The organism is Sulfitobacter dubius (assembly GCF_900113435.1).
Classification (GTDB): domain Bacteria; phylum Pseudomonadota; class Alphaproteobacteria; order Rhodobacterales; family Rhodobacteraceae; genus Sulfitobacter; species Sulfitobacter dubius.
Window position 1 is genome coordinate 172,398 of sequence record NZ_FOPG01000001.1, and the last position, 25,560, is coordinate 197,957.

26 protein-coding genes are annotated in these 25,560 nt (G+C 61.1%); 20 read left to right on the top strand and 6 right to left on the bottom strand.

What is annotated here, in order from left to right; translation table 11 throughout:
• Positions 1-68: 68 nt before the first annotated feature.
• The 4 genes from BM229_RS00825 to rarD all read left to right on the top strand — a co-directional run bounded on the left by BM229_RS00825 (position 69) and on the right by rarD (position 2,571).
• On the top strand, positions 69-668 hold the full coding sequence (locus tag BM229_RS00825) for a superoxide dismutase (RefSeq protein ID WP_093925821.1): 600 nt from the start codon (positions 69-71) through the stop codon (positions 666-668).
• Positions 669-921: 253 nt separating this feature from the next.
• Positions 922-1,131, top strand: a complete 210-nt coding sequence (locus BM229_RS00830; RefSeq protein ID WP_093925822.1) for a hypothetical protein — start codon at positions 922-924, stop codon at positions 1,129-1,131.
• Entirely contained in the window at positions 1,128-1,583 is a 456-nt protein-coding gene (locus tag BM229_RS00835; RefSeq protein WP_093925823.1) for a host attachment family protein, read from the top strand. The genes BM229_RS00830 and BM229_RS00835 overlap by 4 nt, the downstream gene beginning before the upstream one ends.
• Before the next feature lie 67 nt (positions 1,584-1,650).
• Complete coding sequence (rarD, locus tag BM229_RS00840) at positions 1,651-2,571, top strand: EamA family transporter RarD (RefSeq protein ID WP_093925824.1); 921 nt, start codon at positions 1,651-1,653, stop codon at positions 2,569-2,571.
• Here the strand turns inward: rarD and BM229_RS00845 are convergent.
• Positions 2,508-3,056, bottom strand: a complete 549-nt coding sequence (locus BM229_RS00845) for an LOG family protein (RefSeq protein WP_093925825.1) — start codon at positions 3,054-3,056, stop codon at positions 2,508-2,510. The genes rarD and BM229_RS00845 overlap by 64 nt on opposite strands.
• 104 nt (positions 3,057-3,160) lie before the next feature.
• Between BM229_RS00845 and BM229_RS00850 the strand changes: the two genes are divergently transcribed.
• The 3 genes from BM229_RS00850 (at position 3,161) to BM229_RS00860 (ending at position 8,013) form a co-directional block, all read left to right on the top strand.
• Positions 3,161-5,080 carry a LysM peptidoglycan-binding domain-containing protein gene (locus BM229_RS00850; RefSeq protein WP_244152084.1) on the top strand — a complete coding sequence of 640 codons (1,920 nt, stop codon included), beginning with the start codon at positions 3,161-3,163 and terminating at the stop codon, positions 5,078-5,080.
• Between the two features lie 216 nt (positions 5,081-5,296).
• Complete coding sequence (locus BM229_RS00855; RefSeq protein ID WP_093927166.1) at positions 5,297-7,087, top strand: ABCB family ABC transporter ATP-binding protein/permease; 1,791 nt, start codon at positions 5,297-5,299, stop codon at positions 7,085-7,087.
• A 110-nt stretch (positions 7,088-7,197) separates the two neighbouring features.
• On the top strand, positions 7,198-8,013 hold the full coding sequence (locus BM229_RS00860) for an ion transporter (RefSeq protein WP_093927167.1): 816 nt from the start codon (positions 7,198-7,200) through the stop codon (positions 8,011-8,013).
• 20 nt (positions 8,014-8,033) lie between these two features.
• Here the strand turns inward: BM229_RS00860 and BM229_RS00865 are convergent, their stop codons facing one another.
• Complete coding sequence (locus BM229_RS00865) at positions 8,034-8,483, bottom strand: DUF302 domain-containing protein (RefSeq protein WP_208604003.1); 450 nt, start codon at positions 8,481-8,483, stop codon at positions 8,034-8,036.
• A 153-nt stretch (positions 8,484-8,636) separates the two neighbouring features.
• Between BM229_RS00865 and BM229_RS00870 the strand changes: the two genes are divergently transcribed.
• From BM229_RS00870 to der, 3 genes are all read left to right on the top strand, one after another.
• The gene (locus tag BM229_RS00870) at positions 8,637-9,341 is read left to right on the top strand and encodes a tetratricopeptide repeat protein (RefSeq protein ID WP_093925827.1); all 705 of its coding nucleotides are present in this window, start codon (positions 8,637-8,639) and stop codon (positions 9,339-9,341) included.
• A 67-nt stretch (positions 9,342-9,408) separates the two neighbouring features.
• Entirely contained in the window at positions 9,409-10,791 is a 1,383-nt protein-coding gene (locus BM229_RS00875; RefSeq protein ID WP_093925828.1) for a PQQ-like beta-propeller repeat protein, read from the top strand.
• Positions 10,792-10,851: 60 nt separating this feature from the next.
• Positions 10,852-12,333, top strand: a complete 1,482-nt coding sequence (der, locus tag BM229_RS00880) for a ribosome biogenesis GTPase Der (RefSeq protein ID WP_093925829.1) — start codon at positions 10,852-10,854, stop codon at positions 12,331-12,333.
• Positions 12,334-12,342: 9 nt separating this feature from the next.
• Here the strand turns inward: der and BM229_RS00885 are convergent, their stop codons facing one another.
• A complete protein-coding gene (locus BM229_RS00885; RefSeq protein ID WP_093925830.1) occupies positions 12,343-13,059 on the bottom strand; it encodes a hypothetical protein in 717 nt (238 codons plus the stop codon).
• A 285-nt stretch (positions 13,060-13,344) separates the two neighbouring features.
• Positions 13,345-14,775, bottom strand: a complete 1,431-nt coding sequence (gene serS / locus BM229_RS00890; RefSeq protein ID WP_093925831.1) for a serine--tRNA ligase — start codon at positions 14,773-14,775, stop codon at positions 13,345-13,347.
• 218 nt (positions 14,776-14,993) lie between these two features.
• Between serS and yajC the strand changes: the two genes are divergently transcribed.
• The 10 genes from yajC (at position 14,994) to BM229_RS00940 (ending at position 21,819) form a co-directional block, all read left to right on the top strand.
• Complete coding sequence (yajC, locus tag BM229_RS00895) at positions 14,994-15,272, top strand: preprotein translocase subunit YajC (protein ID WP_093925832.1); 279 nt, start codon at positions 14,994-14,996, stop codon at positions 15,270-15,272.
• 35 nt (positions 15,273-15,307) lie between these two features.
• Positions 15,308-16,957, top strand: a complete 1,650-nt coding sequence (gene secD / locus BM229_RS00900) for a protein translocase subunit SecD (RefSeq protein ID WP_093925833.1) — start codon at positions 15,308-15,310, stop codon at positions 16,955-16,957.
• Position 16,958: 1 nt separating this feature from the next.
• Complete coding sequence (secF, locus tag BM229_RS00905; protein ID WP_093925834.1) at positions 16,959-17,927, top strand: protein translocase subunit SecF; 969 nt, start codon at positions 16,959-16,961, stop codon at positions 17,925-17,927.
• Positions 17,920-18,675, top strand: coding sequence for a sulfite exporter TauE/SafE family protein (locus BM229_RS00910; RefSeq protein WP_093925835.1), 756 nt, complete (start codon positions 17,920-17,922; stop codon positions 18,673-18,675). Before secF ends, BM229_RS00910 begins: the two co-directional genes overlap by 8 nt.
• An 18-nt stretch (positions 18,676-18,693) precedes the next feature.
• The gene (locus BM229_RS00915) at positions 18,694-19,047 is read left to right on the top strand and encodes an Mth938-like domain-containing protein (RefSeq protein WP_093925836.1); all 354 of its coding nucleotides are present in this window, start codon (positions 18,694-18,696) and stop codon (positions 19,045-19,047) included.
• 19 nt (positions 19,048-19,066) lie between these two features.
• Positions 19,067-19,678: a heme ABC exporter ATP-binding protein CcmA gene (ccmA, locus tag BM229_RS00920; protein ID WP_093925837.1), complete on the top strand. Its 612-nt coding sequence runs from the start codon at positions 19,067-19,069 to the stop codon at positions 19,676-19,678.
• Entirely contained in the window at positions 19,675-20,331 is a 657-nt protein-coding gene (gene ccmB, locus BM229_RS00925) for a heme exporter protein CcmB (RefSeq protein WP_093925838.1), read from the top strand. Before ccmA ends, ccmB begins: the two co-directional genes overlap by 4 nt.
• A 66-nt stretch (positions 20,332-20,397) precedes the next feature.
• Complete coding sequence (locus tag BM229_RS00930; protein WP_093925839.1) at positions 20,398-21,132, top strand: heme ABC transporter permease; 735 nt, start codon at positions 20,398-20,400, stop codon at positions 21,130-21,132.
• Complete coding sequence (ccmD, locus tag BM229_RS00935; protein WP_067627937.1) at positions 21,132-21,287, top strand: heme exporter protein CcmD; 156 nt, start codon at positions 21,132-21,134, stop codon at positions 21,285-21,287. Before BM229_RS00930 ends, ccmD begins: the two co-directional genes overlap by 1 nt.
• Before the next feature lie 13 nt (positions 21,288-21,300).
• Complete coding sequence (locus BM229_RS00940) at positions 21,301-21,819, top strand: DsbE family thiol:disulfide interchange protein (protein ID WP_167360215.1); 519 nt, start codon at positions 21,301-21,303, stop codon at positions 21,817-21,819.
• On the opposite strand, the gene BM229_RS00945 is transcribed toward BM229_RS00940, so the two are convergent.
• Together BM229_RS00945 and acnA are read right to left on the bottom strand one after the other, a co-directional pair.
• The gene (locus tag BM229_RS00945; protein ID WP_093925841.1) at positions 21,809-22,399 is read right to left on the bottom strand and encodes an NAD(P)H-dependent oxidoreductase; all 591 of its coding nucleotides are present in this window, start codon (positions 22,397-22,399) and stop codon (positions 21,809-21,811) included. The genes BM229_RS00940 and BM229_RS00945 overlap by 11 nt on opposite strands.
• 150 nt (positions 22,400-22,549) lie before the next feature.
• Entirely contained in the window at positions 22,550-25,324 is a 2,775-nt protein-coding gene (acnA, locus tag BM229_RS00950) for an aconitate hydratase AcnA (protein WP_093925842.1), read from the bottom strand.
• Between the last annotated feature and the right edge of the window lie 236 nt (positions 25,325-25,560).

Sequence of the window (25,560 nt, forward strand, 5' to 3'; positions counted from 1 at the left end):
TCTTGACGTTACCGCTTGATGCACATCAAGTGGCCGCAGCGAAATTCCAAAATGAGGAGGCCCCCTAAATGGCTTTTCAACTTCCCGATCTTCCCTATGCCCATGACGCGCTTGCATCCAAAGGCATGTCCAAGGAAACGCTGGAATACCACCACGACAAGCACCACAACGCCTATGTGACCAATGGCAACAAGGCGATCGAAGGCACCGAGTGGGAGGGCAAGACCCTCGAAGAGATCATCAAAGGCACCTATGACGCGAATGCTGTCGCCCAGAATGGCATCTTCAACAACATCAGCCAGTTGTGGAACCACAACCAGTTCTGGGAAATGATGACCCCGAACGACAGCAAAATGCCCGGCGAGCTGGAAAAAGCGATCACCGAGAGCTTTGGTTCCGTCGACAAGTTCAAGGACGAGTTTAAAGCCGCAGGCGCGGGCCAGTTCGGCTCAGGTTGGGCATGGCTCGTCAAAGACAAAGACGGCGGCCTGAAGGTCACCAAGACCGAAAACGGCGTGAACCCCGTTTGCTTCGGCCAGACTGCGCTGCTGGGTTGTGACGTGTGGGAGCACTCCTATTACATCGATTTCCGCAACGCGCGTCCCGACTACCTGACGAACTTCCTCGACAACCTTGTGAACTGGGATAACGTCGCCTCGCGTCTGTAATCTGACGATGCGACTGTGATCAACATCCGCGTTTGAAGCGGACGTTGCTCTCTCAGTCACCGACGCCCACGGCACGCCGCAGGCTGGGTGAACTGGGCAACTTCGCCTCGCGTCTGTAATCTGACCATCGCAGCCTTTGAGCTGATTGTGATTAAGACCCAAACCCCGCAGTTCGCTGCGGGGTTTTTCGTTGGAACCTAAGACCCTTCGGAATGGTTTTTCCCCTGACACTTCACGTCATAAGGAGGACAACATGGCCGAGCGTAAGAGATCAAACGACGGTACGCAGGAGACGGAAGAATTCGTTTCTGATGCCGAGACGCCATCCCAAGGCGGACGCGCCGGAGGGGACCTGCAAAAGGACGTAGGCACTCAAGACGCAGAGCGCCGGGCCGAGAAAGGCGATGACGGGGTTACCCGTGTCACGGGCGAAGACAAACGCAATCACGGAGAGGCTTCATGACCAAACTTAGTCAAGACACATGGGTGCTGATCGCGGATGGCGAAAAGGCATTGTTCCTGCAAAACCATACTGATGGTGACGACCCCTATCTTCAGGTTGTGCGCAAGGAAGAGCAGGAAAATCCACCCGCGCGCGAACAAGCCGCCAACCGCCCCGGACGGATGAGCGATGGGCCAAGCGGCCATCGGTCTGCCTTTGATGATACGGACTGGCATGAGTTAGAAAAAGAGCGTTTTGCCAAGGATTTGTCCGATATTCTTTACAAACTCGCGCATAAAGGCCGCTATGACCGGATCGTTCTAGTGGCTCCGCCTGCGGTGCTTGGGGATCTGCGCGACAATCTGCACAAAGAGGTGCAAAGCAAGGTCGTGGGAGAGATTCCCAAGACCCTGACGAACCATCCCATTGATGAGATCGAAAAGATCGTCGCGGGGGAGTTGGCCGAGGCCTGACTTTTCCCTTGGCGCGGGTATTGATTGCGGCCACAAGGAAGGCACTCAACCGCGCCAAGGATATTCCATGACAGACACAACCAAAGGGTTCGCCGCCATGATCGCGGCCTGCTGCGTTTGGGGGTTGTCGTCAATTTTCTACAAGTTACTCGCGCATGTGCCCGCCGCCGAGGTCTTGGCCCATCGTACCCTGTGGTCATTGGCCTTCTTTGTGGTGGTTCTGACAGTGCAGGGGCGGTTACGGTCCATCTTCTCTGCCATGGCCGGGCCGCGTGCCTTCGGCCTTCTGGCCATCGCTGCGATAATGATCGCGACGAATTGGTACATTTTTATCTGGTCTGTGCAGAACGGGCGGGCGACAGAGGCCGCTTTAGGCTATTACATCTTTCCACTGGTGTCTGTGCTGCTGGGGCGGTTGGTCTTTGCTGAGCAGCTAAACCGCGTGCAGCTTTCTGCGGTGGGGCTGGTGTTCGTCGCAGTGGCGCTGCTGACCTTTGGGTTGGGAAGCGCGCCTTGGCTGGCGGTGATGATCGCGGCGTCATTCGGGCTTTATGGCCTTGCGAAAAAACGGCTGGCCGTGGGACCGGTGGTATCTGTTACCGCCGAAGTGCTTCTGCTGTCACCGCTTGCAGTCTTGGTCCTGTGGCAAACGGGTGACAATGGTGCCGGGGCTTTTGGCGCGTCATTTCGCGATACCGCGCTGCTGATGTTGGCCGGCCCGATCACAGCAACACCGCTGATCCTGTTCAGCTATGCTGCCCGACGGCTGTCGATGGCGACCGCAGGATTGTTAAGCTACATCAATCCGACCCTGCAGTTTTTCTGCGCCGTGGTCTTGTTCCGCGAGCCATTTACCGGCTGGCATGTGCAAGCCTTCGTGCTGATCTGGTGCGCGCTAGCGCTTTATTCCTTGACGACGTTCCGTCAAGACAAAGCGCGGCGCAGGGCGCTGAGGGCGGCATCCGCATCCGCAACTACAGTCACGTAATCCAGCAGGGTTCTATCCGCGAAACCATGGTCAACGACATGGTTCATCAATGACATGAAGGGATCCCAGTAACCGTGTGTATTCACAAGGAAGATAGGTTTTTCATGGAGGCCTAATTGCCGCCATGTCAGGACCTCGAAAAGCTCATCCAGTGATCCTGCGCCGCCCGGCAAAACCGCCACGGCATCGCTGTTCATGAACATCACCTTCTTACGTTCATGCATCGTTTCGGTCACGATGTAGCGGGTCAGATCGGTCTTACCGACTTCCCATGCCACTAGATGTGCGGGGATCACGCCAAAGGTATCGCCACCTGCCTGCTGCGCCGCCCGTGCGACACTGCCCATCAGGCCGACATCACCCGCACCATAGACCAGCCGCAGCCCGGCTTCGGCCAAACCACGGCCCAGTGTTTCGGCATCGCGGGTAAAGGCCTCGTCGTCGCCGAGGCGAGAGCCGCAATAGACACAGACAGAATGTTGCATGGTAAAGCGTCCTGATGATTAGGAAAAATCGGCGCGGATCGTCTGCGCTTTTGACCCCTGTTAGCCTGCTTGCTAAAAAGGCTCAACCACAGGGGAAGTAGAAGATGTTCAAGGGACTTGGCCGGTTTGGCGGCATGGGGGCGATGACAGCGGGCGCCTTTGCGGCGGCGGTGCTCGCACTTGGGGCGTGGATCGGCAGCAAACGCGCCGGGCCGGAAGACGCGCCGCAAACCGCTGTTGCCGTGGTGCCCGAACGCGATGCCACGCCAGAAAATGCCACGCTTGCCCCGAATGCCGTTCAGGGCGTGTCTCTTGGCCCTAAGGGGGAGGCCGCGACAGAACCCCAGCCAGATGCGCCCGTTGAAACCGCTGAGCAGCCCGCAGCGCCTGCCTTTGACGAAGTGCGCCGCGAAAGCGATGGCATGACCGTGATCGCAGGCCGCGCGACGCCGGGCAGCACCGTGTCTGTGCTGAAAGATGGCAAGGAAGTCGCGAGCGCGACCGCTGATGGAGCCGGGAAATTTGCAACCCTTGCGATCATCCCGCCCAGTGAGACAGGTCATGTGCTGACTCTTCTGGAGCAGGATGGTGATACCAAGATTGCATCGGAAGAAGAGATCATCCTTACCCCCTCCGCCCCAAAGAATGCACCAATTGAGATGGCAGAGGCGAACCCCGCGCCTGAGGAAAACCCGGTTGATCTGATAGAGAACGATGCAGAGCAGGTTGCCGGAGAGATAGACCGCCAGAGTGTCGCTGCTGAGGTTGCCACGGAGGATACGGCTGAGGCACAGGTTAAATCTGAAACCTCCGACGCTATGCCGCGCGCTGGAACTGAAGTGGATATGGCCGAAGCGGCGGTCCCGCAAAACAGTGACGCTGAGGCGATGGCTGCGACTGATGGCAATGCAGCACCAGTGGGTTCAATATTTGACCAAGCGACTCCTTTAGCGGGCACTGCGACCGCTGGACCTGAAGACACCGATGCGCAAACCCAGACACCTGCCACCACTGCCACGCCGCTGGCCGGGACAGGCACCGCTGGGGCTGAAGCAGAGCTTCCGAAAGCGCAAGGCAGTGCGACTGGGGTGTCAGGCCAAACAGATCGCGCCACTGCAACGGCTCAAGCGACACCGCTGGCAGGGACCGGAACCGCTGAGGCTGACGAGACTGCGCCATTGAAGCAAGGCCGAGAAGAGGGGGAGGCAGGCGAAGCCGGCCGCACGCCCGCTCAGGCACAGGCCACACCGCTTGCAGGTATCGGCGCTGCCGAGGGCGAGAGCACCGCGCCTTCGGAGCCAGACAGCGCTGCTGAAATGGTGGATCAGCCTGCTGTCGCCTCGGCTGAGGTTACACCATCGGCTGAGACAGGAACCGCAGAAGAAAACGACGCGGCAGAGGCGGCGCCGAATGCGACCCCCGAACCCTCCAGCGTCGCGGAAAACACCATCCCTCAACCCGCAGAGCCGACCCCTACACCAGCGCCGGTGCTGAAATCCACGGCCGAGGGGGTGGAGCGGCTCGACACCGCGCCGCCGCAGGTCATGACCAATGTTGCGCTTGATACCATCGGCTATTCCGACGAAGGCGATGTGCAACTTGCGGGCCGCGCCCAGCCGGACACCCGCGAGGTGCGCGTCTATCTGAACAATAACGCGGTGATCAACCTGCCGGTCGATCAAGAGGGCCGCTGGCGGGGCGATTTGCCCAATGTCGATGAGGGCGTCTATACCCTGCGCGTGGATGAGCTTTCCCGTGCGGGCGATGTGACCAGCCGGGTGGAGACACCCTTCAAACGCGAATCTCCCGAGGTGCTGGCCGCGGCCACCGAAGGGCTGACCGGGCCGCTGAGCGCTGTGACGGTCCAGAAGGGCGACACGCTCTGGGCAATCTCACGTGACCGCTACGGCGACCCCTTGCTTTACGTGAAGGTGTTCGAGGCCAATAGCGGCAACATCCGCGACCCCGATCTGATCTACCCCGGACAGGTTTTCGATCTTCCCGAAGAGCCCGCATCGGAGTGATCTGACGCCCGACCTCAGAGGCCCAAACCGGGGTGGCATTCGCAGCGCGCAGAGCGGCTGTGCGCCGCCCCGCACTGGCAACCTCGGCGCATGGGGCCTATGTAGCCTGTAATCACTTCAGGAATTCCCATGCCAGCCGATACAGACCAATCTCCCGCCGCGCGTCTGCGCGACCGCAAAACCCCAAAGCCTGAGCGCATCCCCACAGAGGCCGAAATGATCGACGCCGCCGAGCGTCAGTCGGGCTTTTTGGTGCTGCGCAAGGTGGCGCCCTACCTTTGGCCCAAGGATATGCCATGGGTGAAGCGCCGGGTGATCTTGGCCATGCTGGCGCTTTTGGTGTCGAAACTAATTATTGTCGCCACGCCGTTCTTCTACCGCGACGCGGTGGATGCACTGGCGGGCGAGGGCGCGCCGATGCTGGCGCTTGGGGCGATTGGTCTGACCATCGCCTACGGCATGGCGCGGCTGATGGGCGTGGGCTTTCAGCAGGTGCGCGATGCGGTCTTTGCTCGCGTCGGGCAGCGCGCCCTGCGGATGTTGGCGCTTGAGACCTTTCAACACATCCACAAACTGTCGATGCGCTATCACATCACCCGCAAGACCGGGGGCTTGAGCCGGATCATCGAGCGTGGTGTCAAAGGCGTCGATTTTCTGCTGCGCTTTTTGCTGTTCTCCATCGGGCCGCTGATCCTTGAACTGATCCTTGTCGGCGTTATCCTCGCCGTTTTGTTCGACATTTGGTATCTGGCGGTCGTGACCGTGACCATCGCGGTTTATGTCTGGTTCACCTTTGCCGTGACCGAATGGCGCGTGCGTCTGCGGCGGCAGATGAACGACAGCGACACCGAGGCCAACCAACGCGCGATCGACAGCCTGCTGAACTATGAGACGGTGAAATACTTCGGCGCCGAGGGCCGCGAGGCCGCGCGTTATGACTTGGCGATGGCCGACTATGAGAACGCGGCGATCAAGACGAACTATTCGCTGGCCTTCCTGAACTTTGGCCAAGCGCTGATCATCACGGCGGGGCTGGTGGGGGTCATGGTGATGGCCGCGATGGGCGTGCAAAGTGGCGAGCTAAGCGTCGGCGACTTCGTCATGGTGAATTCCTACATGATCCAACTGACTGTGCCGCTGAACTTCCTTGGCACCGTGTACCGTGAGATTCGTCAGGCGCTGGTGGATATGGGCCAGATGTTCGGCCTGCTCGAACAACCGGCAGAGATTGACGACAAGCCCAATGCGCCAGACCTTAAGGTATCAGGCGGGCATGTGACGCTGGAGAATGTGCGCTTTGCCTATGATACCGACCGCGAAATTCTCAGAGGCGTCTCGCTTGAGGCGCGGCCGGGAGAGACGGTGGCGATTGTCGGCTCGACCGGCTCGGGCAAATCCACCATCGGGCGGCTGCTGTTCCGCTTCTACGATGTCGCTGGTGGCGCGCTGAAGATCGACGGGCAGGATGTGCGCGATGTGACCCAGCATTCGCTGCATATGGCGATTGGCGTGGTGCCGCAGGATACGGTGCTGTTCAACGACACCATCGGCTATAACATCGCCTATGGCCGCGATGGGGCGACGCAGGAAGAGGTCGAGAATGCAGCCCGTGCGGCGCAGATCCACGATTTCATCATGGCGTTGCCACAGGGCTATGCGACCACGGTGGGCGAGCGGGGGCTGAAACTGTCGGGCGGCGAGAAACAGCGCGTGGGCATTGCTCGGACGCTGCTGAAAGACCCGCCCATCCTGCTGCTGGACGAGGCGACAAGCGCGCTCGACAGTGAGACGGAGCACGAAATCCAAGACGCGCTGCGCCGCGCGAGCCAAGGCCGCACAGTGCTGACCATCGCCCACCGTCTTTCCACCATCGCAGAGGCGGATCGCATTGTCGTGCTGGAGAAGGGCGAGATCATCGAGCAGGGCAGCCACGAGGTGCTGCTCGCTCAAGGCGGGCGCTATGCCCAACTCTGGCAGCGCCAGCAGGCGGAAGAAGAACAGATCTAATGCAAACCCCGCCCCCTGTTGCGGCAGGGGGGCGGGGCATTGCCGCCTATGGCGTTTTTGACGCTGATCTGCTCTTGCGTTGTGCCAAGCGGCACACGATATCTACCGCCATGACCGATCTCTCCCCTCCCTCGCACCAGTCGCTGCGCGCCCGCGCGGCCCGACTGGCTGACCGCGCCTCGTTCCAGAACTTTATTCTGGCCGTGATTCTTTTCAATGCTGTCATTCTGGGCCTTGAGACCTCGGATGAGGTGATGGCGCAGGTAGGGCCGTTGATCCTGCTGCTCGACAAGATCTGTCTCGGCATCTTTGTCATTGAGATCGCGATTAAGCTCTACGGTCGGGGGATGGATTTCTTCAAACGCGGCTGGAGCATTTTTGACTTTGTGATCGTCGCCATCTCGTTGATCCCCGCCACCCAAGGGCTCAGCGTTCTGCGGGCGCTGCGCATCTTGCGTCTGCTGCGCGTCGTCTCCGTTGCCCCCTCGCTGCGCCGCGTGGTTGAGGGGTTGGTCAACGCGCTGCCCGGTATGGGCTCGGTTTTCTTGCTGATGGGGGTGATCTTTTACATCGCCTCTGTCATGGCCACCAAGCTCTTTGGCGCTGATTTCCCGCAGTGGTTCGGCACGCTGGGCCGGTCGGGATATTCGCTGTTCCAGATCATGACGCTTGAGTCGTGGTCCATGGGCATCGTCCGCCCGGTGATGGAGGTTTATCCCTTTGCGTGGATGTTCTTCGTGCCCTTCATCATGGTCACGACCTTCGCGGTGGTGAACCTGCTGGTCGGTCTGATCGTGAATTCGATGCAAGACGCGCATCATGAGGAAAGCAACGAGCAGACCAACACCTACCGTGATGAGGTCATGTCGCGGCTAACCGATCTTGAAAACCTGATCAAAGCGCAGAACACCCCGCCCAAAAGCTAAAGTCCGGGCGGGGAGAAGCGTTACTCTTCGCCAATCGCCTTGGCGGTGAGGTTATCCAGCGCCTCGGTCATCTTGGTGATATATTCTGCGTCTTCGGGCAGGCCATGGGCCGTAACCAGTGTTTCAGGGTCGGCATAGGTCACATGCACGGCCCCTTCGCCATCGGCATAGACCAGCACCCGCATTGGCAGATCAAGTCCGGCGGTCTGCGCATCCTGCATCGCGGGCGTGCCGAGCTTGGGGTTGCCAAAGATCAAAAGCTGCGTCGGACGCAGTTCCATCTCGACCTTCTCGGCCCCTGCTGCGTGATCGACGCGGGCGAAAACCTCGGCCCCTGCCGCCTCAACAGCGCTTTCCAGCCGGTCCATCGTCGTCACCACGTCATGGGGTGAGACTTTGGCTACCAAATCCTGCGCCATGGCGGGCATCGCTGCCATGATTGCACCTGCGGCCATTGCTATCGCTCTCATCATCGTCTCCTTTTTCGCTTTATCCTACCCCTGACCTAGCATGACGTAGCGCGCTGCCAAGCAGGCATCGCGGAGCCGGTCCCGTACGCTGGGTCTTGGCTTGGCTGCTCACGCGCGGTAAGAGGGGCAAAATCAGGCCGGGGGCAGGGCGCGATGAGCGATACCGACAGTTTTATTGACGAAGTGAACGAAGAGGTCCGCCGCGACCGGCTTTATGGGTTGATGCGCCGCTTTGGCTGGATTGCCGTGGTTGCTGTGATCGCCATCGTCGGCGGTGCTGCGTGGAACGAATACACCAAATCCCAAGAGCGGGCAGAGGCCGAAGCCTTGGGCGATGCGATGCTTGGCGCATTGGAAGCAGACGCCAGCAATGCCCGCGCCGAAGCGCTTGCCCCGATTGAGGCCGAAGGCCCCGGTGCCCGTGCTGTGCTGCATTTCATGCGTGCCGATGCCCTCGCCGAAGCGGGAGAGACTGATGCCGCCGTAGAACAGCTCGACGCGATCGCGGTTGATGGTGATCTTGCACCGATCTACCGCCAGCTGGCGCAGTTCAAGGCTGTCACGCTACAGGGTCAGTCGGTGCCCGTGGCAGAGCGCCGTCAGGCGTTGGAGGCGTTGGCCCAGCCCGGTGCGGCGCTGCGTCTGCTGGCGGAAGAGCAATTGGCCCTGATCGACATCCAAGAAGGCGAGACCGACAAGGCCGTCGCCCGCTACCAATCCATTCTTTCCGATGCGGAAACCACCCCAGACTTGCAACAACGCGCCCTTCAGGTGATTGTGGCCTTGGGTGAAGAACCGGGGCTAGATAGCGCCGCCGCAGAGGCTGAGCTAGAGATCCCCGAAGCAACGGGTAACTGACACATATCCACCCGCCGAAAACGGCGGGGGCGTGAAGGTTGAGGAAAGACAGAAAGTGAGCAGGTCCATGACAAAGCATCGCGAAACCAAGCCTGGACGTCCGGGTCTGCGTGGTCTGGGCGTGGCGGGGGCCATTGGCACCGCGCTGCTGCTAAGTGCCTGCGAAGACCAGCAGACCTATCTGCCGGGCAAGCGCGAAGATGTGCGTGCGGTCCTGCAAAACCCAGGTCTGCAAGATCCGGCCTTTGACGCCATTGATGGCCCCGTGCCCGAAAACACCAGCCGCGCCATTGCTTTGGGCGGCACCGTGAACAACGCCAACTGGACCCATAGCATCGGCACCGCCGCGACGCGCATCAGCCACCCGGCGCTGCGCAGCGCGTTGCAGCCGGTCTGGAGCGCCAAGATCGGCGCGGGCGACAGCCGCAAACAGCGCATCACCGCTGATCCCGTGGTCGCAGGCGGGCGTGTCTTTACGCTTGATGCAGGGGCGCAGGTCACGGCGACCTCGACCTCGGGCCAAACGCTCTGGACCCGCGACCTCACCCCCGCGTCCGACCGCGAAGGCCAAGCCACCGGTGGCGGGCTCGCCGTGGATGGACAAACGCTCTATGTCTCCGTGGGCTTTGGTGTTTTGGCCGCGCTCGACGTAACAACGGGCGGTGTGCGTTGGACCCAAGACCTTGACGCCACCGGTTCGGGCACACCGACCGTGTCGGGCGATCTGGTCTATCTTACGGCGGGCGACGATACCGGCTGGGCGTTGGACAAGGCGACTGGCCGCATCCAATGGCAAACCGGTGCGGTCACCAGCCTTAGCAACGTGCTGGGTGCGCCTGCGCCTGCTGTCACCAGCGATCTGGCGGTCTTCGCTTTTGGGTCGGGTGAGGTGCAGGGGCTGTTCCGCCAAGGCGGGCTTGAGCGTTGGTCGACCTCTGTTCTGGGCAAACGCCCGGGCCGCGCGCTGAGCTTTGTAGGCGATGTGACAAGCGCGCCGGTGATCTCGGGCGGGACCGTTTATGTGGGCAACCACTCGGGCCGTTTGGCGGCGCTGGACGTCAACAGCGGCGATCGTAAGTGGGTCGCACGCCATGGCGCCATTGGCCCGGTCTGGCCTGCGGGCGATTCTGTCTTTGCGGTGACCGATCTGAACGAACTTGTGCGGCTTGATGCCAGTACCGGCCGTCGCATCTGGGGTACGCCGCTGCCGAATTTCGTCAAGGATAAGCCGAAACGGCAATCCGAAGTCGTCGCGCATTACGGCCCGATTATTGCTGGGGGCCGGGTGATCGTGGCGTCCAATGATGGCGTTCTGCGCAGCTTTAACCCCACCAATGGCGGGTTGACCGGCACCACCGAAATCCCCGGCGGCGCGACCACTGCGCCTGTCGTGGCGGGCGGTACACTGTATGTCGTCTCGTCCAAGGGGCAATTGCACGCTTTCCGTTAGGCCGCAAATAGGCTAAGGCGCGTGTCTGAACTGGCCCAACCGGGGCCCGGAGCCTGAATTATGTCCTTTACCCTTGCCATCGTGGGCCGCCCGAACGTCGGCAAATCCACGCTGTTCAACCGACTTGTCGGCAAGCGTCTTGCGCTGGTCGACGACCAGCCGGGCGTGACCCGCGACCTGCGCGAAGGTGCCGCCAAACTTGCGGACCTGCGTTTCACCGTGGTCGACACCGCGGGGCTTGAAGAGGTCACCGACGACAGCCTTCAAGGCCGTATGCGTCGCCTGACAGAGCGCGCGGTTGATATGGCCGACATCTGCCTGTTCATGATCGACGCCCGTGTTGGGGTGACCCCATCCGATATGGTTTTTGCTGAGATTCTGCGCAAAAAATCCGCGCATGTGATCCTTGCCGGCAACAAAGCCGAGGGCAAAGCCGCCGATGCCGGAATGATCGAAGCCTATTCGCTGGGTCTGGGAGAGCCGATCCGCATGTCAGCCGAACATGGTGAGGGGTTGAACGACCTTTACACGATGCTGATGCCGCTGGCTGACGAATACGAAGACCGCGCGGTCAAGGACGCACCTGAAACGGATGTGGACCTGCCCGAGGATGACGACGATCTTGAGGCCGAAACCGTCCCGATGCCGACGCGAGCCAAACCTTTGCAGGTCGCCGTGGTGGGCCGCCCCAATGCGGGTAAATCGACGTTGATTAACCAGATTTTGGGCGAAGACCGTCTGCTGACAGGGCCAGAGGCCGGGATCACCCGTGATGCGATTTCGCTTATGACCGATTGGGCAGGGCCGGACGGTGATCCGGTGCCGATGCGCATTTTCGACACTGCCGGGATGCGCAAAAAGGCCAAGGTTCAAGAAAAACTTGAAAAGCTGAGTGTCAGCGATGGCCTGCGCGCGGTGAAGTTTGCCGAAGTTGTGGTGGTCCTGCTTGACGCCGAAATCCCGTTTGAGCAGCAAGACCTGCGCATTGCCGATTTGGCCGAGCGTGAGGGTCGTGCGGTCGTTGTTGCCGTGAACAAATGGGACATCGAAGAAAACCGTCAAGAAAAACTCCGCGATCTCAAAGAGAGTTTTGAGCGTCTGCTGCCGCAGTTACGCGGAGCGCCACTGATTACCGTCAGTGCGAAAACGGGCAGGGGGCTTGACCGCCTTCAGGCCGCGATCATGCGTGCCTATGAGACATGGAACCGCCGTGTGACCACTGCGCAACTGAACCGCTGGCTCTCGGGCATGTTGGAGGCGCATCCGCCCCCCGCACCGCAGGGCAAACGGATCAAGTTGCGTTATATGACCCAAGCCAAAACGCGCCCGCCGGGTTTCGTGGTGATGTGCAGCCATCCCGACAAGGTGCCTGACAGCTATTCTCGCTATCTGGTCAATGGGTTGCGGGTGGACTTTGACATGCCCGGCACGCCGATACGCCTGTGGATGCGTGGCCAATCCGATGCGAATCCCTATAAAAACCGCAAGAAGGCGGCCCCATCGAAGCTGCGCAAGCACACGGCCGGGCGGCGTAAAGACTAAGCGGCGGGGTCAACCCCGCCGAAAGGCACGCAGGGTGGGCAGCGCTACGATAACGCTGCCCGCAAGCGCCAGATAAGGGACCACGGGTGTCTCACCCCAATTGGTCACCACAACCCCCATCAGCCCCCAAATCACGGCGATCCCATAGGTGGGCGTGCGGCCCAAAGCCGTTTGGATGATAAGCCCAAGCGCGGCTGCGAGCCCGACAAAGACCAGCGCCGCCGTCTGCCCATCTAGATACCCATAGCCTGCCGCCAACAGCGCCAGCGATACGCAAGACGCAGCAGAAAGCCATCCTGCATAGAGCCCCACCGGTGCGGCGGCCCATAGCGGGTCTTCGACCGGAGAGAGAAAAAGCGCCAGCAGCGCCGTGACCAACATGATCCAGATCAGCACCGCCGCCCAGACCGGGCTCATAACAGCGACGGCAAGCCATGTGGTGCCAACCGCCAGTGACAGGCACAGCGGCACCCGCATGTCATGCCACTGCGCGTCGCGCGGTGCGCGCAGCAGACCGTAGCCCAAGCCGACGATCAACCACAGATAGATCAAACCCCAAACCGAGAACGCATAGCCTGCAGGCTGCGCAGGCGGATTGTCTTGCGGGATCGGGAATTGGTTCGGATCGAAACCGGCAAAGCTTGGGACAAAGAAAGGGGAAATTGCGAAGGCGATGCTGAGCAGCAGAGCAAGCGCTGCGATCAGGGTGCGGGATGATTTGGGCAAGCGGGGCCTCGCGGGATAAGATGTAGCGGTACATCTAATCTTAGAGCGCCCGCCCGCTACGGCAACCAGGGGCCAGCGCCTGACCGCGGGTCGGCGATCCTGACCATGATTTATGCCATTTTATGGTTCAGCCGTGGTGTGCGTGTTCTATGTCGCCCCCAGCCTCACCAAATCGCCTACCCGCCGCGCTAAACGTGCGCCAATATGTATTGGCACGCCTATGGCGTGACGGGCGGGCAGGCGATGGCCCGGCGCCTGCGGCGCGGATCGGGCCTTGCGATAGCCTTAGGCGAGCACACCCTCCGCCGTCAGTGTCGTCTTGCCGCCTAGATATGGCGCAAGCACCTCGGGCAGTATCACTGACCCGTCGGCCTGCTGGCCATTCTCAAGCACCGCAATCAGGCAGCGCCCAACAGCCAAGCCGGAACCGTTCAGCGTATGCACGAACTGCGGCTTGCCGCCGCCCCCAGGCTTGAACCGCGCATTCATCCGCCGCGCTTGAAAATCGCCAGTGGTCGAGACCGACGAAATCTCGCGGTAACAATTCTGCCCCGGCACCCAAGCCTCGATGTCATAGGTGCGGCGCGCGCCAAAGCCCATGTCACCTGTGCAGAGGATCACGGTACGATAGGGCACGCCGAGTTTCTCAAGGATACCTTCGGCACAGCCGACCATGCGCTGCTGCTCGGCGTCGCTTTCATCGGGATGGGTGATCGACACCATCTCGACCTTCTCAAACTGGTGCTGGCGCAACATGCCTGCCGTGTCACGACCAGCACTCCCGGCCTCAGAGCGGAAGCAAAGCGTATGGGCAGTCATGCGCATGGGTAGTGATCGTTCTTCGAGCGTTTCCCCGGCAATGCTATAAGTAAGCGTGACTTCCGAGGTTGGGATTAGCCAATAGTCTTCTTGCGTATCAGCTTTTTCGTAAGCCTCTGCGACAATGTCGGCAAGAGAGGCGTCAGAAAGCATATCCAAAATTTCGCGTTCAGAGTGACTATAGTCTTCCAAGGCCATTTTGCTCAGTCGAGCTCGGCTAGCCATTGAAGCGGCTACGAATGAATCGCCGCCAAACTTCGGCAGTTTATCTGTACCGTACATTGCTGCATTGTTGACAAGAACAGGGGTGTTGTATTCCGTCAGCCCGTTCTCGTCTACATGGGTGTCGATCATGAATTGCGCCAATGCCCGGTGAATACGGGCCACGCCGCCTTTCAGCATGACAAAACGCGCCCCCGATGTTTTCGAGGCCGTCTCGAAATCCATGCCGGGTTTGACGCTTGCGATCTCGTAATGCTCAACCGGGGTGAAATCAAAACTGGGTTTATCGCCCCAGACCTTCACCTCAACGTTGTCTTCTTCGTTCGCGCCCTGCGGCACATCATCGGCGGGGCTGTTCGGGATGCGCGCCAGCATGTCCGTCAGCTTTGCATCCAACTCCTGCGCCTCGGTATTCATCGCGGCAACTTCGGCCTTTTTGTCGCTGACCAAGGCCCGCAGACGGTCAAACTCTGCCTCGTCGCCTTTGGCCTTGGCGGCGCCGACTTCCTTGCTGGCCTTGTTTTGCTCGGCTTTTGCCGTTTCAGCCGCAGCGATCTTGGCGCGGCGCGCGGCATCAAGGGACAGCACAGCCTCAGACATTGCAGCTTCGCCCCGGCGGGCAAGAGCGGCATCAAAAGCCTCGGGATTGTCGCGGATGGCGCGGATATCGTGCATATGTCTGTCCTCGGGATCGGGTGAGTCGGTTTAGCTGCGTTATGCCTCAAAGCTTGGCAGGGCGGTAGGGGCCGCAACCATGCGGCGATATGCGCCAGCCTTGGCCCATATAAACCACGGGGCTTTGCACCTTGCACCCGGCTGTCACCGCGCTTAGGTTCTGGCCAAATTCTCAAGGCCCATTTGCGGCCCAATACCCATCGAAAAGGACGACCCCCATGGAAGGCATCCAGCAATTTGTGCCGCTGATCCTGATCTTCGCGATCATGTATTTTCTGCTCATCCGCCCACAGCAGAAGAAGGCGAAGGAACATCAGGCAATGGTCGCCGGTCTGCGCCGGGGCGATCAGGTCGTCACCCAAGGCGGGATCATCGGTAAGGTGGTTAAGGTCAAAGAAGACGGCGAAGTCGAAGTCGAAATCGCTGAAGGCGTGAAAATCCGGGTGGTGCAGGCCACCATCGCGACCGTCGTTTCCAAAACCGAACCGGCGAAATAAACCCTACCCCGAGGCCGCAACCCAAAGGCGGAACTATGCTACAGATTGATCTGTGGAAGCGGATTGTCATTGTCCTGACCTGTTTGGCAGGGCTTTGGCTCGCGCTTCCCAATGCCTTTTACGCTCCTGTTGAAAAGCACAATGACGCGGTTGCGGCCATCGACGTGCAGGGCAGCACGCCTGAGTTGGAAGCGCAGCGCGCGCTTTGGCCTGAGTGGATGCCCTCGGGGCTGGTGAACCTTGGCCTTGACCTGCGCGGCGGTGCGCATCTGCTGGCCGAAGTGCAACTGGCCGATGTCTATGCCTCGCGCATGGAAGCACAATGGCCCGAGGTCCGCGACGCTTTGCGCAGCCTGACACCGGTGCGCCGCCAAGAAGCGCCAGCGGGGGAGTTGCGGGTCCGTCTGAACGATCCGTCGAAAATGGCCGAGGCGCTGCAGATCACCCGTGATCTGGCCCGCCCCGTCACCACCGTGACCGGCGCAGGCGGCAGCGACATCGACGTGAGCGGGGCCAATGGCACCATCACCATCACCCTGTCGGATGCCGAAAAACAGGCGACCGACGAACGCACCATGCAGCAGAGCCTCGAAATCGTGCGCCGCCGCATTGACGAAGTCGGCACCCGTGAGCCGACGATTCAGCGTCAGGGGGCGGACCGCATTCTGATTCAGGTGCCGGGCATTGGCTCGGCCGCTGAGTTGAAAGCCATCATCGGCACCACGGCGCAGCTGACCTTCAACCCGGTGGTCAACCGCGGCTCGAATGAGAACGACAACCCCGGCATCGGCAACGCGATCCTGCCCGCAGCGGATGAAGAGGGGGTCTTTTACACCATTGAGACCGCCCCCGTCGTCACTGGGGAGCAATTGGTCGATGCGCAGCCGAGCTTTGACCAGAACGGGGCACCTGCCGTGTCCTTCCGCTTTGACACTTCCGGCGCGCGCAAGTTCGGTGATTACACGGCCGAGAACATCGGCTCGCCCTTTGCCATCGTGCTCGACAACGAAGTCATCAGCGCGCCCACCATCCAAAGCCATATTCCCGGCGGCTCAGGCATCATCACCGGGCGCTTCTCGGTTGAGGAAAGCACCAACCTTGCGGTGCTGCTGCGGGCAGGTGCCTTGCCTGCGGGGCTGAGCTTTGTCGAAGAGCGCACCATCGGGCCGGAACTGGGCCAAGACAGCATCGACGCGGGCAAGATCGCCACGATGGTGGCCTTTACCGCCGTGCTTTTCTTCATGTGGGCGTCCTATGGCCTCTTCGGGTTCTTCGCCAATATCGCGCTGATCATCAACGTCGGGCTGATCTTTGGCCTATTGAGCCTGATCGGAGCCACCCTGACGTTGCCGGGCATCGCCGGGATCGTGCTGACCGTCGGCATGGCGGTCGACGCCAACGTGCTGATTTTCGAGCGTATCCGCGAAGAGCAGCGCAACGCCAAGGGGGCCGCGCGGGCGATCTCACTGGGGTATGAACGTGCGCTCAGCGCCATTCTGGATGCCAATATCACCACTTTCATTGTGGCGGTCATCCTCTTCGCTCTCGGCTCTGGTCCGGTGCGCGGCTTTGCCGTGACGCTTGGTCTTGGCATCGTCACATCGGTCTTCACCGCCTATTTCGTCACCCGTTTGCTGGTGGTGATCTGGTTTGAACGCCGCCGTCCCAAGACAATCGAGGTTTGACATGCGACTGAAGCTGGTACCCGACAACACGAATTTCGATTTCTTTGGCTATGCCAAGATCACCTTTGGCGCGTCTGTGGTGGCGATGATCCTGTCGCTGATCGCTTGGGGCGTGATGGGGCTGAACTTTGGCATCGACTTCCGCGGCGGCACGACCCTGCGGACCGAAAGCTCTGAGGCCATCGACGTGGGCGCCTACCGCGATGCGCTGGCTCCATTGGAGCTGGGCGATGTAACCATTTCCGAGGTCTTTGACCCCGGTTTTGGGGAAGACCGCCATGTGGCGATGATCCGCGTTCAGGCCCAAGAGGGCCAAGAAGCGGCGACCACCGACACCATCGAAACCATCGAAGCGGCGCTGCAAAGCGTGTCCCCCGACATCAAGTTCACCTCGGTGGAATCCGTTGGGCCCAAGGTCTCGGGCGAGTTGATCCAGACGGCATTCCTCGCCGTGGGCGGGGCGCTGGCGGCGATCCTGATCTACATCTGGTTGCGGTTCGAATGGCAGTTCTCGGTCGGTGCGGTCGTGGCACTGTTCCACGATGTGGTGCTGACCATCGGGCTGTTCTCACTCCTTCAGATCCGTTTCGACCTGCCGGTGGTGGCGGCGATCCTGACCATCATCGGCTATTCGATCAACGACACCGTGGTGATCTTTGACCGCCTGCGGGAGAACCTGCGCAAATACAAAAAGCGCCCTCTGCGTGAGGTGATGAACCTATCCGTCAATGAAACGCTGAGCCGAACGCTGATGACCTCGGGCACCACGCTGCTTGCGCTGATCGCGCTGCTGATCTTGGGCGGCGATGTGATCCGGGCCTTTGTCTTTGCGATTACATGGGGCGTGATCGTCGGCACCTATTCCTCGGTCTATGTGGCCAAGAATGTGGTGCTTTATCTTGGCGTGAAACGCGACTGGTCCAAGCCCGACGCGGGCGCGGGTACGCAATTCGCCAATATTGATGCCTGACCTGCTGGCGCAGGCCATGGCCACCCCCGGGGTGGCTTGGCTTGCGCTGGCCGTGATCGTGGCAGGGCTGGTTCGCGGCTTTGCGGGTTTCGGCTCTGCCATGATTATCATGCCGGTGGCGGCCTCTGTGCTCTCTCCGGTCGAAGCGATCCTGTTCATGACCGCTGCCGAGTTGATCGGCCCCCTGCCAAACCTCCCCGATGCCCTGCGCGAAGGTGCCCCCCGTGAAGTGGGTCGGCTATTGCTGGGGGTGCTGATCGGGATGCCGCTGGGGCTCTGGGGGCTGTCGACGATCTCGCCCGAGGGCTTTGGCTGGATCGTTTCCGGCGTGGTTCTGGGGCTTCTTGTGCTGCTGCTTGCGGGCTGGCGCTATCACGGGGCGCTTGGCGCGAAGCTGGTGACCGCCACCGGCGCTCTGGGGGGCTTTATGACCGGTTTCGCGGGCATCGCCGGGCCGCCGGTGATCCTGCTCTATATGGCCAGCCGTCGGCCCGCTGCGGTGATCCGCGCCAATTTCCTGCTCTATCTTCTGGGGCTGGACTTGATGCTCTTTGTGATGCTGGCAGCGACGGGGCAGGTGGTCTGGCCGGTGCTGATGCTGGGCCTCTTGGCCGGGGTGCCGAATGTCATCGCCAATATCATCGGGGCGCGGCTATTTGATCCGGGTCGAGAGCGGCTTTTTCGCGCGGTGGCCTATATCGTCATCGCCGCATCGGCTATCCTTGGCCTGCCGCTGTGGAATATCTGAGCCTGAGAGGGACATAACATGCGATTGAACGAGATCACCTATACCGACGCCAAACCGATCGACGGCTACGGCCCCGGCTTCTTCCGCATTGGCGGAGAGGTCGTGCAAGGCCCGCAGGTGATCGGCCCCGAAGGCATCACCGGCTGGGGCGGTCTGGCCGATCCCGCGCCGGTGTTGGTGCTGGCGGGCAAGGTCGATGTGGTCTTCCTTGGCACCGGGGCGGAGGTGGCGCATATCCCCGACGAGCTGCGTGAGACCTTGGAAGAGGCCGGGCTGGGGGTCGAGGTGATGTCTTCTCCCGCCGCTTGCCGGACCTATAACATCTTGCTGAGCGAGGGACGGCGCATCGCGCTGGCCCTTTTGCCGGTCTAAGGGCGGAGCGGCGTCGCCAGTGAAAGTGAGCGATCTCAGCGTGGCACGCGGCGGGGTGCCGGTGCTTTCGGGCGTATCCTTTGCTCTGGAGGCGGGGGAGGCCTTGGTGCTGCGCGGCCCGAACGGGGCCGGAAAGACGACGCTGCTGCGCTGTATCGCCGGGCTGCAAGCGCCGCTCACGGGGCAGATCGAGGGGGCGGAGGACCGTGTCGCCTATGCCGCCCATGCGGATGGGCTGAAATCCATGCTGACCGTGCGCGAGAACCTGAGCTTTTGGGCGCAGGTCTTTGGAAATGTTAATATTGCGCAGGCGCTTGATGGTTATGCGCTGCGGCCGCTTGCAGATCGTTTGGCGGGGACGCTCTCTGCCGGGCAAAAGCGGCGACTGGGGCTGGCGCGGCTGTTGGTGACCGGGCGGCCGATCTGGGTGCTGGATGAGCCGACGGTTTCGCTCGATGCGGATGCTGTCGCGCTCTTCGGCAGCGCCCTGCTTGGGCATCTGACGGCGGGGGGATCGGCCCTCATGGCCACGCATATTGATCTGGGGGTCGATGCCCGTGTGCTCGACATCAGCACCTACCGCGCGGCCCCCGATGCCGATCTCGGCGCCAGCGACGCGGCGTTTCTATGAAGGCGCTGTTGCTGCGAGACTTGCGGCTGGCGCTGCGCGCGGGCGGAGGCTTTGGCCTTGGGCTGGCGTTTTTCCTGACCGTGACGATGCTGGTGCCCTTTAGCGTCGGGCCAGAGGCCACGCTGCTCAAAGCGATTGCCCCCGGTGTGCTCTGGCTCGGGGCACTGTTGGCCTGCCTATTGTCGCTCGACCGTCTGCTGGCGCTCGACCTCGAAGACGGCTCTCTCGAACTGCTGCTCACCGCACCTTTGCCCCTCGAAGGGGCGCTGGCGATCAAGGCTTTGGCGCATTGGCTGACCACGGGTCTGCCGCTGGTGCTGGCGGCGCCTTTCCTTGGGGTGATGCTGCAACTCGCGGCGCCCGGTCATCTGTGGCTGCTGGCCTCGCTCGCACTCGGCACCCCGGCGCTGTCGGTCATCGGCATGTTCGGCGCGGCGCTGACGGTGGGGATCAAACGCGGCGGCTTGCTGCTGTCCCTGCTGGTACTGCCGCTTTATATCCCGACGCTGATCTTCGGGGCCGAAGTTGCGCGGCGTGGCAGCGCGGGGCTGGATGCCAGCACGCCGCTTTTGATGCTGGCGGGACTGACGCTGGCCGTTGTTGCCTTGATGCCATTTGCCGCAGCGGCGGTGCTTCGGATGGGGTTGCGATGACCCAAGAAATCGTGCCCCAAATATTTGTGCATTGAGCACCACCCACCCGCGCGATAGGTAAACCGCATGTCCCTTTGGCAATACGCAAACCCGGTCAAATTCCTTGCGCTTTCAGAGCGTGTGCAACCTGTGCTTTGGGCGCTGGCGGCAGTCTTTGTAAGTGTCGGCCTGCTTTGGGGTTTTTTCGGCACGCCCGATGACGCGCGCCAAGGCAGCACTGTCAAGATCATCTATTTGCATGTGCCTGCCGCCCTCATGGCGATCAACGCGTGGTTTATGATGCTTGTTGCCTCGCTGATCTGGCTGATCCGCCGTCACCACGTCAGCGCCTTGGCGGCCAAGGCCGCGGCCCCCGTGGGGCTGGTCATGACGTTAATCGCGCTGGTGACGGGGGCGATCTGGGGTCAGCCGATGTGGGGCACATGGTGGGCGTGGGATCCGCGGCTGACATCGTTTCTGATCCTGTTTTTGTTTTATCTTGGCTATATCGCGCTGTGGCAGGCGGTCGAAGACCCGGACACCGCCGCTGACCTGACATCGGTCCTCTGCCTTGTGGGCTCGGTCTTTGCGGTGCTGTCGCGCTATGCGGTGCAGTTCTGGAACCAAGGGCTACATCAGGGCACGTCGATCCCCGTGGCCACCGGTAACCGCAGCGTGGCGGATGTGTTTTTCTATCCTTTGGTGCTGGCGATGATCGGCTTTGGCCTGCTGTTTTTGGCACTGGTTGTTTACCGCACGGGCACCGAAATTCGCTTGCGCCGCACGGCGGCGCTGCGGGCGCGGATGAACAGGGGGGCGTGATGCCGGAACTTGGAAAATATGCGGCCGAGGTGCTCTCGGCCTATGGGGTGTCGCTGCTGCTGTTGGCCGCATTGGTGGGGCTGACCCTGCTGCGGGGCCGGGCGGCACGCCGCGCTTTGGAAGAGGTCGAAGCGGAGGCCGGACGCCGTGGCTAGGTTCTCTCCCATGATGATCGCCCCGCCGCTAATTTTCGCGGCCTTCGTTGCACTGGCGGCGGTCGGCATGTACCGCGATGACCCCGAGGGGCTGCCCTCTACGTTGGTCGGGCAACAAGCACCCGCGATGCCCGAGGCCGCGCTGCCGGGCTATCCGCAGGCGACGGACGACATGCTGCGCGGGGGGGAGGTGAGCCTTGTGAACTTTTGGGCAAGCTGGTGCCCGCCTTGCCGCGCTGAACACCCCAAACTGCTGGAGATGCAGGCCGAGGGGATGAACATCATTGGCGTGAACTTCAAAGATACCGAGAAGAACGCCACCGCCTATCTGGAAGACGAAAAAAGCCCCTTTGCAGGGGTTGGGTTCGACCCTCAAGGGCGGGTGGCGATTGATTGGGGCGTGACCGCCCCGCCAGAGACGTTCATCGTTGGCGGGGACGGCACGGTGCTGTTCCGCTTTGCCGGGCCACTGGTCGGCAGCGATTACGAACAGCGGTTTCTCCCGGCACTACAAGACGCGCTTAGCCGCTGATCTTGCCTGCGAATTCGACCAGACGTTTGGCTTGGAAGGCGACGGATTTTTTGCCGGTTTCATCCAGCGGGCCGGGTTCGCAGGAATAGCCGTAAGGGTTCCCGCCATCCTCGAACTTCACGTCATCAGCATAGCCCGGCGGCACGATGATCGCGCCCCAGTGCATGGCGGTGACATAGATCGACTGGATCGTGGTTTCTTGGCCCCCGTGCGGGTTCTGCGCAGAGGTGGTCGCGGTGACTGCCTTATTGGCCAGCGCACCTGATTGCCACTGCGGCCCCAGCGTGTCGATGAAAGCGCGGAACTGGCTGGCTGCGACGCCAAAACGCGTCGGCGCAGAGATGAAATAGCCATCGGCCCATTCCATGTCTTCGGGCTTGGCCTCGGGGATGTCCTTCATCTTCTCCAATTGTTCACGCCACGCATCCTGTCCATCGACAACGGCCTGTGGGGCGGTTTCCGCGCAGCGGCGTAGACGCACCTCTGCGCCAGCCTCTTCGGCGGCGCGGGCGGCCTCTTGGGCGATGGCGTGGTTGGTGCCGTAGGTGGAATAAAAGAGAACGGTGATTTTCGGGCTCATTATGCGTCCTTCCGCTTGGAGTGGTTCAGGATCAACGAACTCGATCGTTTTGTGTTCCTCAGCTTAGGTTCAGGCGTGCTCTGCATAGAAAAGGGAGCGGCCCATTACAGGCCGCTCCCCCAATCTTGTCGGTGATGCGGTGTCCGGCGCTTAGGCCGATTTCGCCAAGTTGCGCAGCACGTAGTGCAGCACGCCGCCGTGTTCGATGTATTCGATCTCAATCGCGGTATCGATGCGGCACTTCAGCGTGATCTCTTTGGTGCTGCCATCGGCCATTGTGATCGTGCAAGGCACTTCCTGTAGCGGCTTGATGGTGTCCAACCCGCTGATCGACACGGTTTCTTCGCCAGTCAGGCCCAGCGATTTACGGGTGTCGCCGCCGGTGAACTCAAACGGGATGACGCCCATGCCGACGAGGTTGGACCGGTGGATACGCTCAAAGCTCTCGGCGATCACGGCCTTGACGCCCAGCAGGGCAGTGCCTTTGGCAGCCCAGTCACGCGAAGAACCCGCGCCGTACTGTTCGCCACCGAAGATCACGAGCGGTGTGCCGTTCTCCTGATGCGCCATGGCGGCATCGAAGATCGAGGTCTGCTTACCATCGGGGCCTTTGGTGTAACCGCCCTCAACGCCGTCCAGCATCTCGTTTTTGATGCGGATGTTGGCGAAGGTGCCGCGCATCATGACTTCGTGGTTACCACGACGGGAGCCGTAGGAGTTGAACTCCCGCACCGGCACCTGACGCTCTGTCAGGTACTGACCCGCAGGGGTGGTTTCCTTGAAGGACCCGGCAGGCGAGATGTGGTCGGTGGTGATCATGTCACCCAGCACCGCCAGCACTTTCGCGCCGTCGATGTTGGAGATCACGCCCGGCTCTGGCGACATGCCTTGGAAGTAGGGCGGGTTTTGCACGTAGGTCGAGGTTGGCGGCCAGTCGTAGGTCTTGCTGTCCGTGGTTTCGACCGACTGCCACTTTTCGTCGCCTTTGAAGACATCGGCGTATTTCTCTTGGAAGGCTTCGCGCGTCACGGTCTGTTCGACCAATTCAGCGACTTCCTGCGTCGAGGGCCAGATGTCTTTCAGGTAAACGTCGTTGCCGTTTTTGTCCTGACCCAGCGGGCTGTTGGCCAGATCGTGGTTCATGTCACCCACCAGCGCATAGGCCACGACGAGGGGCGGGGAGGCGAGGTAGTTGGCGCGCACGTCGGGGCTGATGCGGCCTTCGAAGTTACGGTTGCCCGAGAGGACCGAGGTGCCGATCAGATCGTAGTCGTTGATCGCCTTGCTGATCGGCGCTTCCAGCGGGCCGGAGTTACCGATGCAGGTGGTGCAGCCATAGCCCACGAGGTTGAAGCCGATCGCATCTAGGTCTTCTTGCAGGCCAGCGGCCTCAAGATAATGCGACACGACCTGCGAGCCTGGGGCGAGCGATGTCTTGACCCAAGGCTTGCGGGTCAGGCCCAGTTCACGCGCTTTGCGTGCCACGAGGCCCGCGCCGATCATCACATAGGGGTTCGAGGTGTTGGTGCAGGACGTGATCGAGGCGATCACGATGGAGCCGTCATGCAGCTGGTAATTGCCATCTTCAGTGGCGACATAGCCGCGGTTGTGGTGGCCTTCGTCACCGGGGATGTCGCGCGGCTCGGGCTGGCCGCCTTCGCCTTCCCAACGGATTTCCGAATTGGCCGAGGTGTCTTTGCCTTCGCGGATGCCTTTGACGTATTCGCCAAATGCGGTGTGCGCACTGTCGAGAGCGATGTAATCCTGCGGGCGTTTGGGGCCCGAGATCGCAGGCACGATGGTGCCCATGTCGAGCGACAGCGTGTCGGTGTAGACCGGCGCATAGTTCGCATCGCGCCACATGCCGTTTTCTTGGGCATAGGCTTTGACCAGCGCCACACGATCCTTGTCGCGGCCTGTGTTGGTCAGGTAACGCAGGGTCTCGTCGTCGATCGGGAAGAACCCACAGGTGGCACCGTATTCAGGCGCCATGTTGGCGATGGTTGCCCGGTCTGCCAACGGCAGGTGATCCAAACCTTCGCCGTAGAATTCGACGAATTTGCTCACCACGCCTTTTTCGCGCAGCATTTCCACGACTTTCAGCACGAGGTCGGTGCCGGTGGTGCCTTCCATCATGCGGCCGGTCAGCTCAAAGCCGATGACTTCGGGGATCAGCATGGAGATCGGCTGACCCAGCATCGCGGCTTCGGCTTCGATCCCGCCAACGCCCCAGCCCAGAACGGCAGCGCCGTTGACCATGGTGGTGTGGCTGTCGGTGCCGACGAGCGTATCGGGGTAGGCGACTTCCTCGCCGTTTTGGTCCTTGTCGGTCCAAACGGTCTGGCTGAGATACTCAAGGTTCACCTGGTGGCAGATGCCGGTACCGGGGGGCACAACGCGGAAGTTGTTAAACGCCTTTTGGCCCCACTTGAGGAATGTGTAACGCTCGATGTTGCGCTCATACTCGCGGTCGACGTTCATCTGGAACGCGCGCGGGTTGCCGAATTCGTCGATCATGACGGAGTGGTCGATGACCAGATCAACGGGGTTCAGCGGGTTGATCTTATCCGCGTCGCCGCCAAGCGCCACCAGACCGTCGCGCATCGCGGCGAGGTCCACAACAGCCGGAACGCCGGTGAAATCCTGCATCAAGACGCGTGCAGGGCGATAGGCGATTTCGCGGGGGTTCTTGCCGCCCTTGGTCGCCCATTCGGCAAATGCCTTGATGTCGTCCTGAGTGACGGTCTTGCCGTCCTCGAAACGCAGCATGTTTTCCAGAACGACTTTCAGCGCCGCTGGCAATTTGGAGAAATCGCCCAAGCCCGCAGCCTCGGCAGCAGGAATGGAATAGTAGGCGATGTTCTGGCTGCCAACGGAGAGGGTCTTGCGTGTCTTGGCACTGTCGTGACCGACTTGGATTGTCATGGCGGGCTCCCTTCGGGGTCTGATGGGTGGCTAGATTGATGTCTCAATGCCACTAGAGGCGCGGCGGTTCAACTGTTATCAAGCGGGTTCGGACGATTTTGTATACCATTGTGTACCGAATTTGAAGGGGGAGGCCTATTGGTAATGTGATGAGGGCGCTAACGGGCGTTTCAACAAAGGTTGATTAGCGTTTTACGATGGCGAAGGATAAACCTTGGCCATCACCTCGAATTTTT

Coding starts and splice junctions, on each gene's coding strand:
- BM229_RS00825 (WP_093925821.1), top strand. CDS start 69: ATGGCTTTTCAACTTCCCGATCTTCCCTATGCCCATGACGCGCTTGCA.
- BM229_RS00830 (WP_093925822.1), top strand. CDS start 922: ATGGCCGAGCGTAAGAGATCAAACGACGGTACGCAGGAGACGGAAGAA.
- BM229_RS00835 (WP_093925823.1), top strand. CDS start 1,128: ATGACCAAACTTAGTCAAGACACATGGGTGCTGATCGCGGATGGCGAA.
- rarD (WP_093925824.1), top strand. CDS start 1,651: ATGACAGACACAACCAAAGGGTTCGCCGCCATGATCGCGGCCTGCTGC.
- BM229_RS00845 (WP_093925825.1), bottom strand. CDS start 3,056: ATGCAACATTCTGTCTGTGTCTATTGCGGCTCTCGCCTCGGCGACGAC.
- BM229_RS00850 (WP_244152084.1), top strand. CDS start 3,161: ATGTTCAAGGGACTTGGCCGGTTTGGCGGCATGGGGGCGATGACAGCG.
- BM229_RS00855 (WP_093927166.1), top strand. CDS start 5,297: ATGATCGACGCCGCCGAGCGTCAGTCGGGCTTTTTGGTGCTGCGCAAG.
- BM229_RS00860 (WP_093927167.1), top strand. CDS start 7,198: ATGACCGATCTCTCCCCTCCCTCGCACCAGTCGCTGCGCGCCCGCGCG.
- BM229_RS00865 (WP_208604003.1), bottom strand. CDS start 8,483: ATGAGAGCGATAGCAATGGCCGCAGGTGCAATCATGGCAGCGATGCCC.
- BM229_RS00870 (WP_093925827.1), top strand. CDS start 8,637: ATGAGCGATACCGACAGTTTTATTGACGAAGTGAACGAAGAGGTCCGC.
- BM229_RS00875 (WP_093925828.1), top strand. CDS start 9,409: ATGACAAAGCATCGCGAAACCAAGCCTGGACGTCCGGGTCTGCGTGGT.
- der (WP_093925829.1), top strand. CDS start 10,852: ATGTCCTTTACCCTTGCCATCGTGGGCCGCCCGAACGTCGGCAAATCC.
- serS (WP_093925831.1), bottom strand. CDS start 14,775: ATGCACGATATCCGCGCCATCCGCGACAATCCCGAGGCTTTTGATGCC.
- yajC (WP_093925832.1), top strand. CDS start 14,994: ATGGAAGGCATCCAGCAATTTGTGCCGCTGATCCTGATCTTCGCGATC.
- secD (WP_093925833.1), top strand. CDS start 15,308: ATGCTACAGATTGATCTGTGGAAGCGGATTGTCATTGTCCTGACCTGT.
- secF (WP_093925834.1), top strand. CDS start 16,959: ATGCGACTGAAGCTGGTACCCGACAACACGAATTTCGATTTCTTTGGC.
- BM229_RS00910 (WP_093925835.1), top strand. CDS start 17,920: ATGCCTGACCTGCTGGCGCAGGCCATGGCCACCCCCGGGGTGGCTTGG.
- BM229_RS00915 (WP_093925836.1), top strand. CDS start 18,694: ATGCGATTGAACGAGATCACCTATACCGACGCCAAACCGATCGACGGC.
- ccmB (WP_093925838.1), top strand. CDS start 19,675: ATGAAGGCGCTGTTGCTGCGAGACTTGCGGCTGGCGCTGCGCGCGGGC.
- BM229_RS00930 (WP_093925839.1), top strand. CDS start 20,398: ATGTCCCTTTGGCAATACGCAAACCCGGTCAAATTCCTTGCGCTTTCA.
- ccmD (WP_067627937.1), top strand. CDS start 21,132: ATGCCGGAACTTGGAAAATATGCGGCCGAGGTGCTCTCGGCCTATGGG.
- BM229_RS00940 (WP_167360215.1), top strand. CDS start 21,301: ATGATCGCCCCGCCGCTAATTTTCGCGGCCTTCGTTGCACTGGCGGCG.
- BM229_RS00945 (WP_093925841.1), bottom strand. CDS start 22,399: ATGAGCCCGAAAATCACCGTTCTCTTTTATTCCACCTACGGCACCAAC.
- acnA (WP_093925842.1), bottom strand. CDS start 25,324: ATGACAATCCAAGTCGGTCACGACAGTGCCAAGACACGCAAGACCCTC.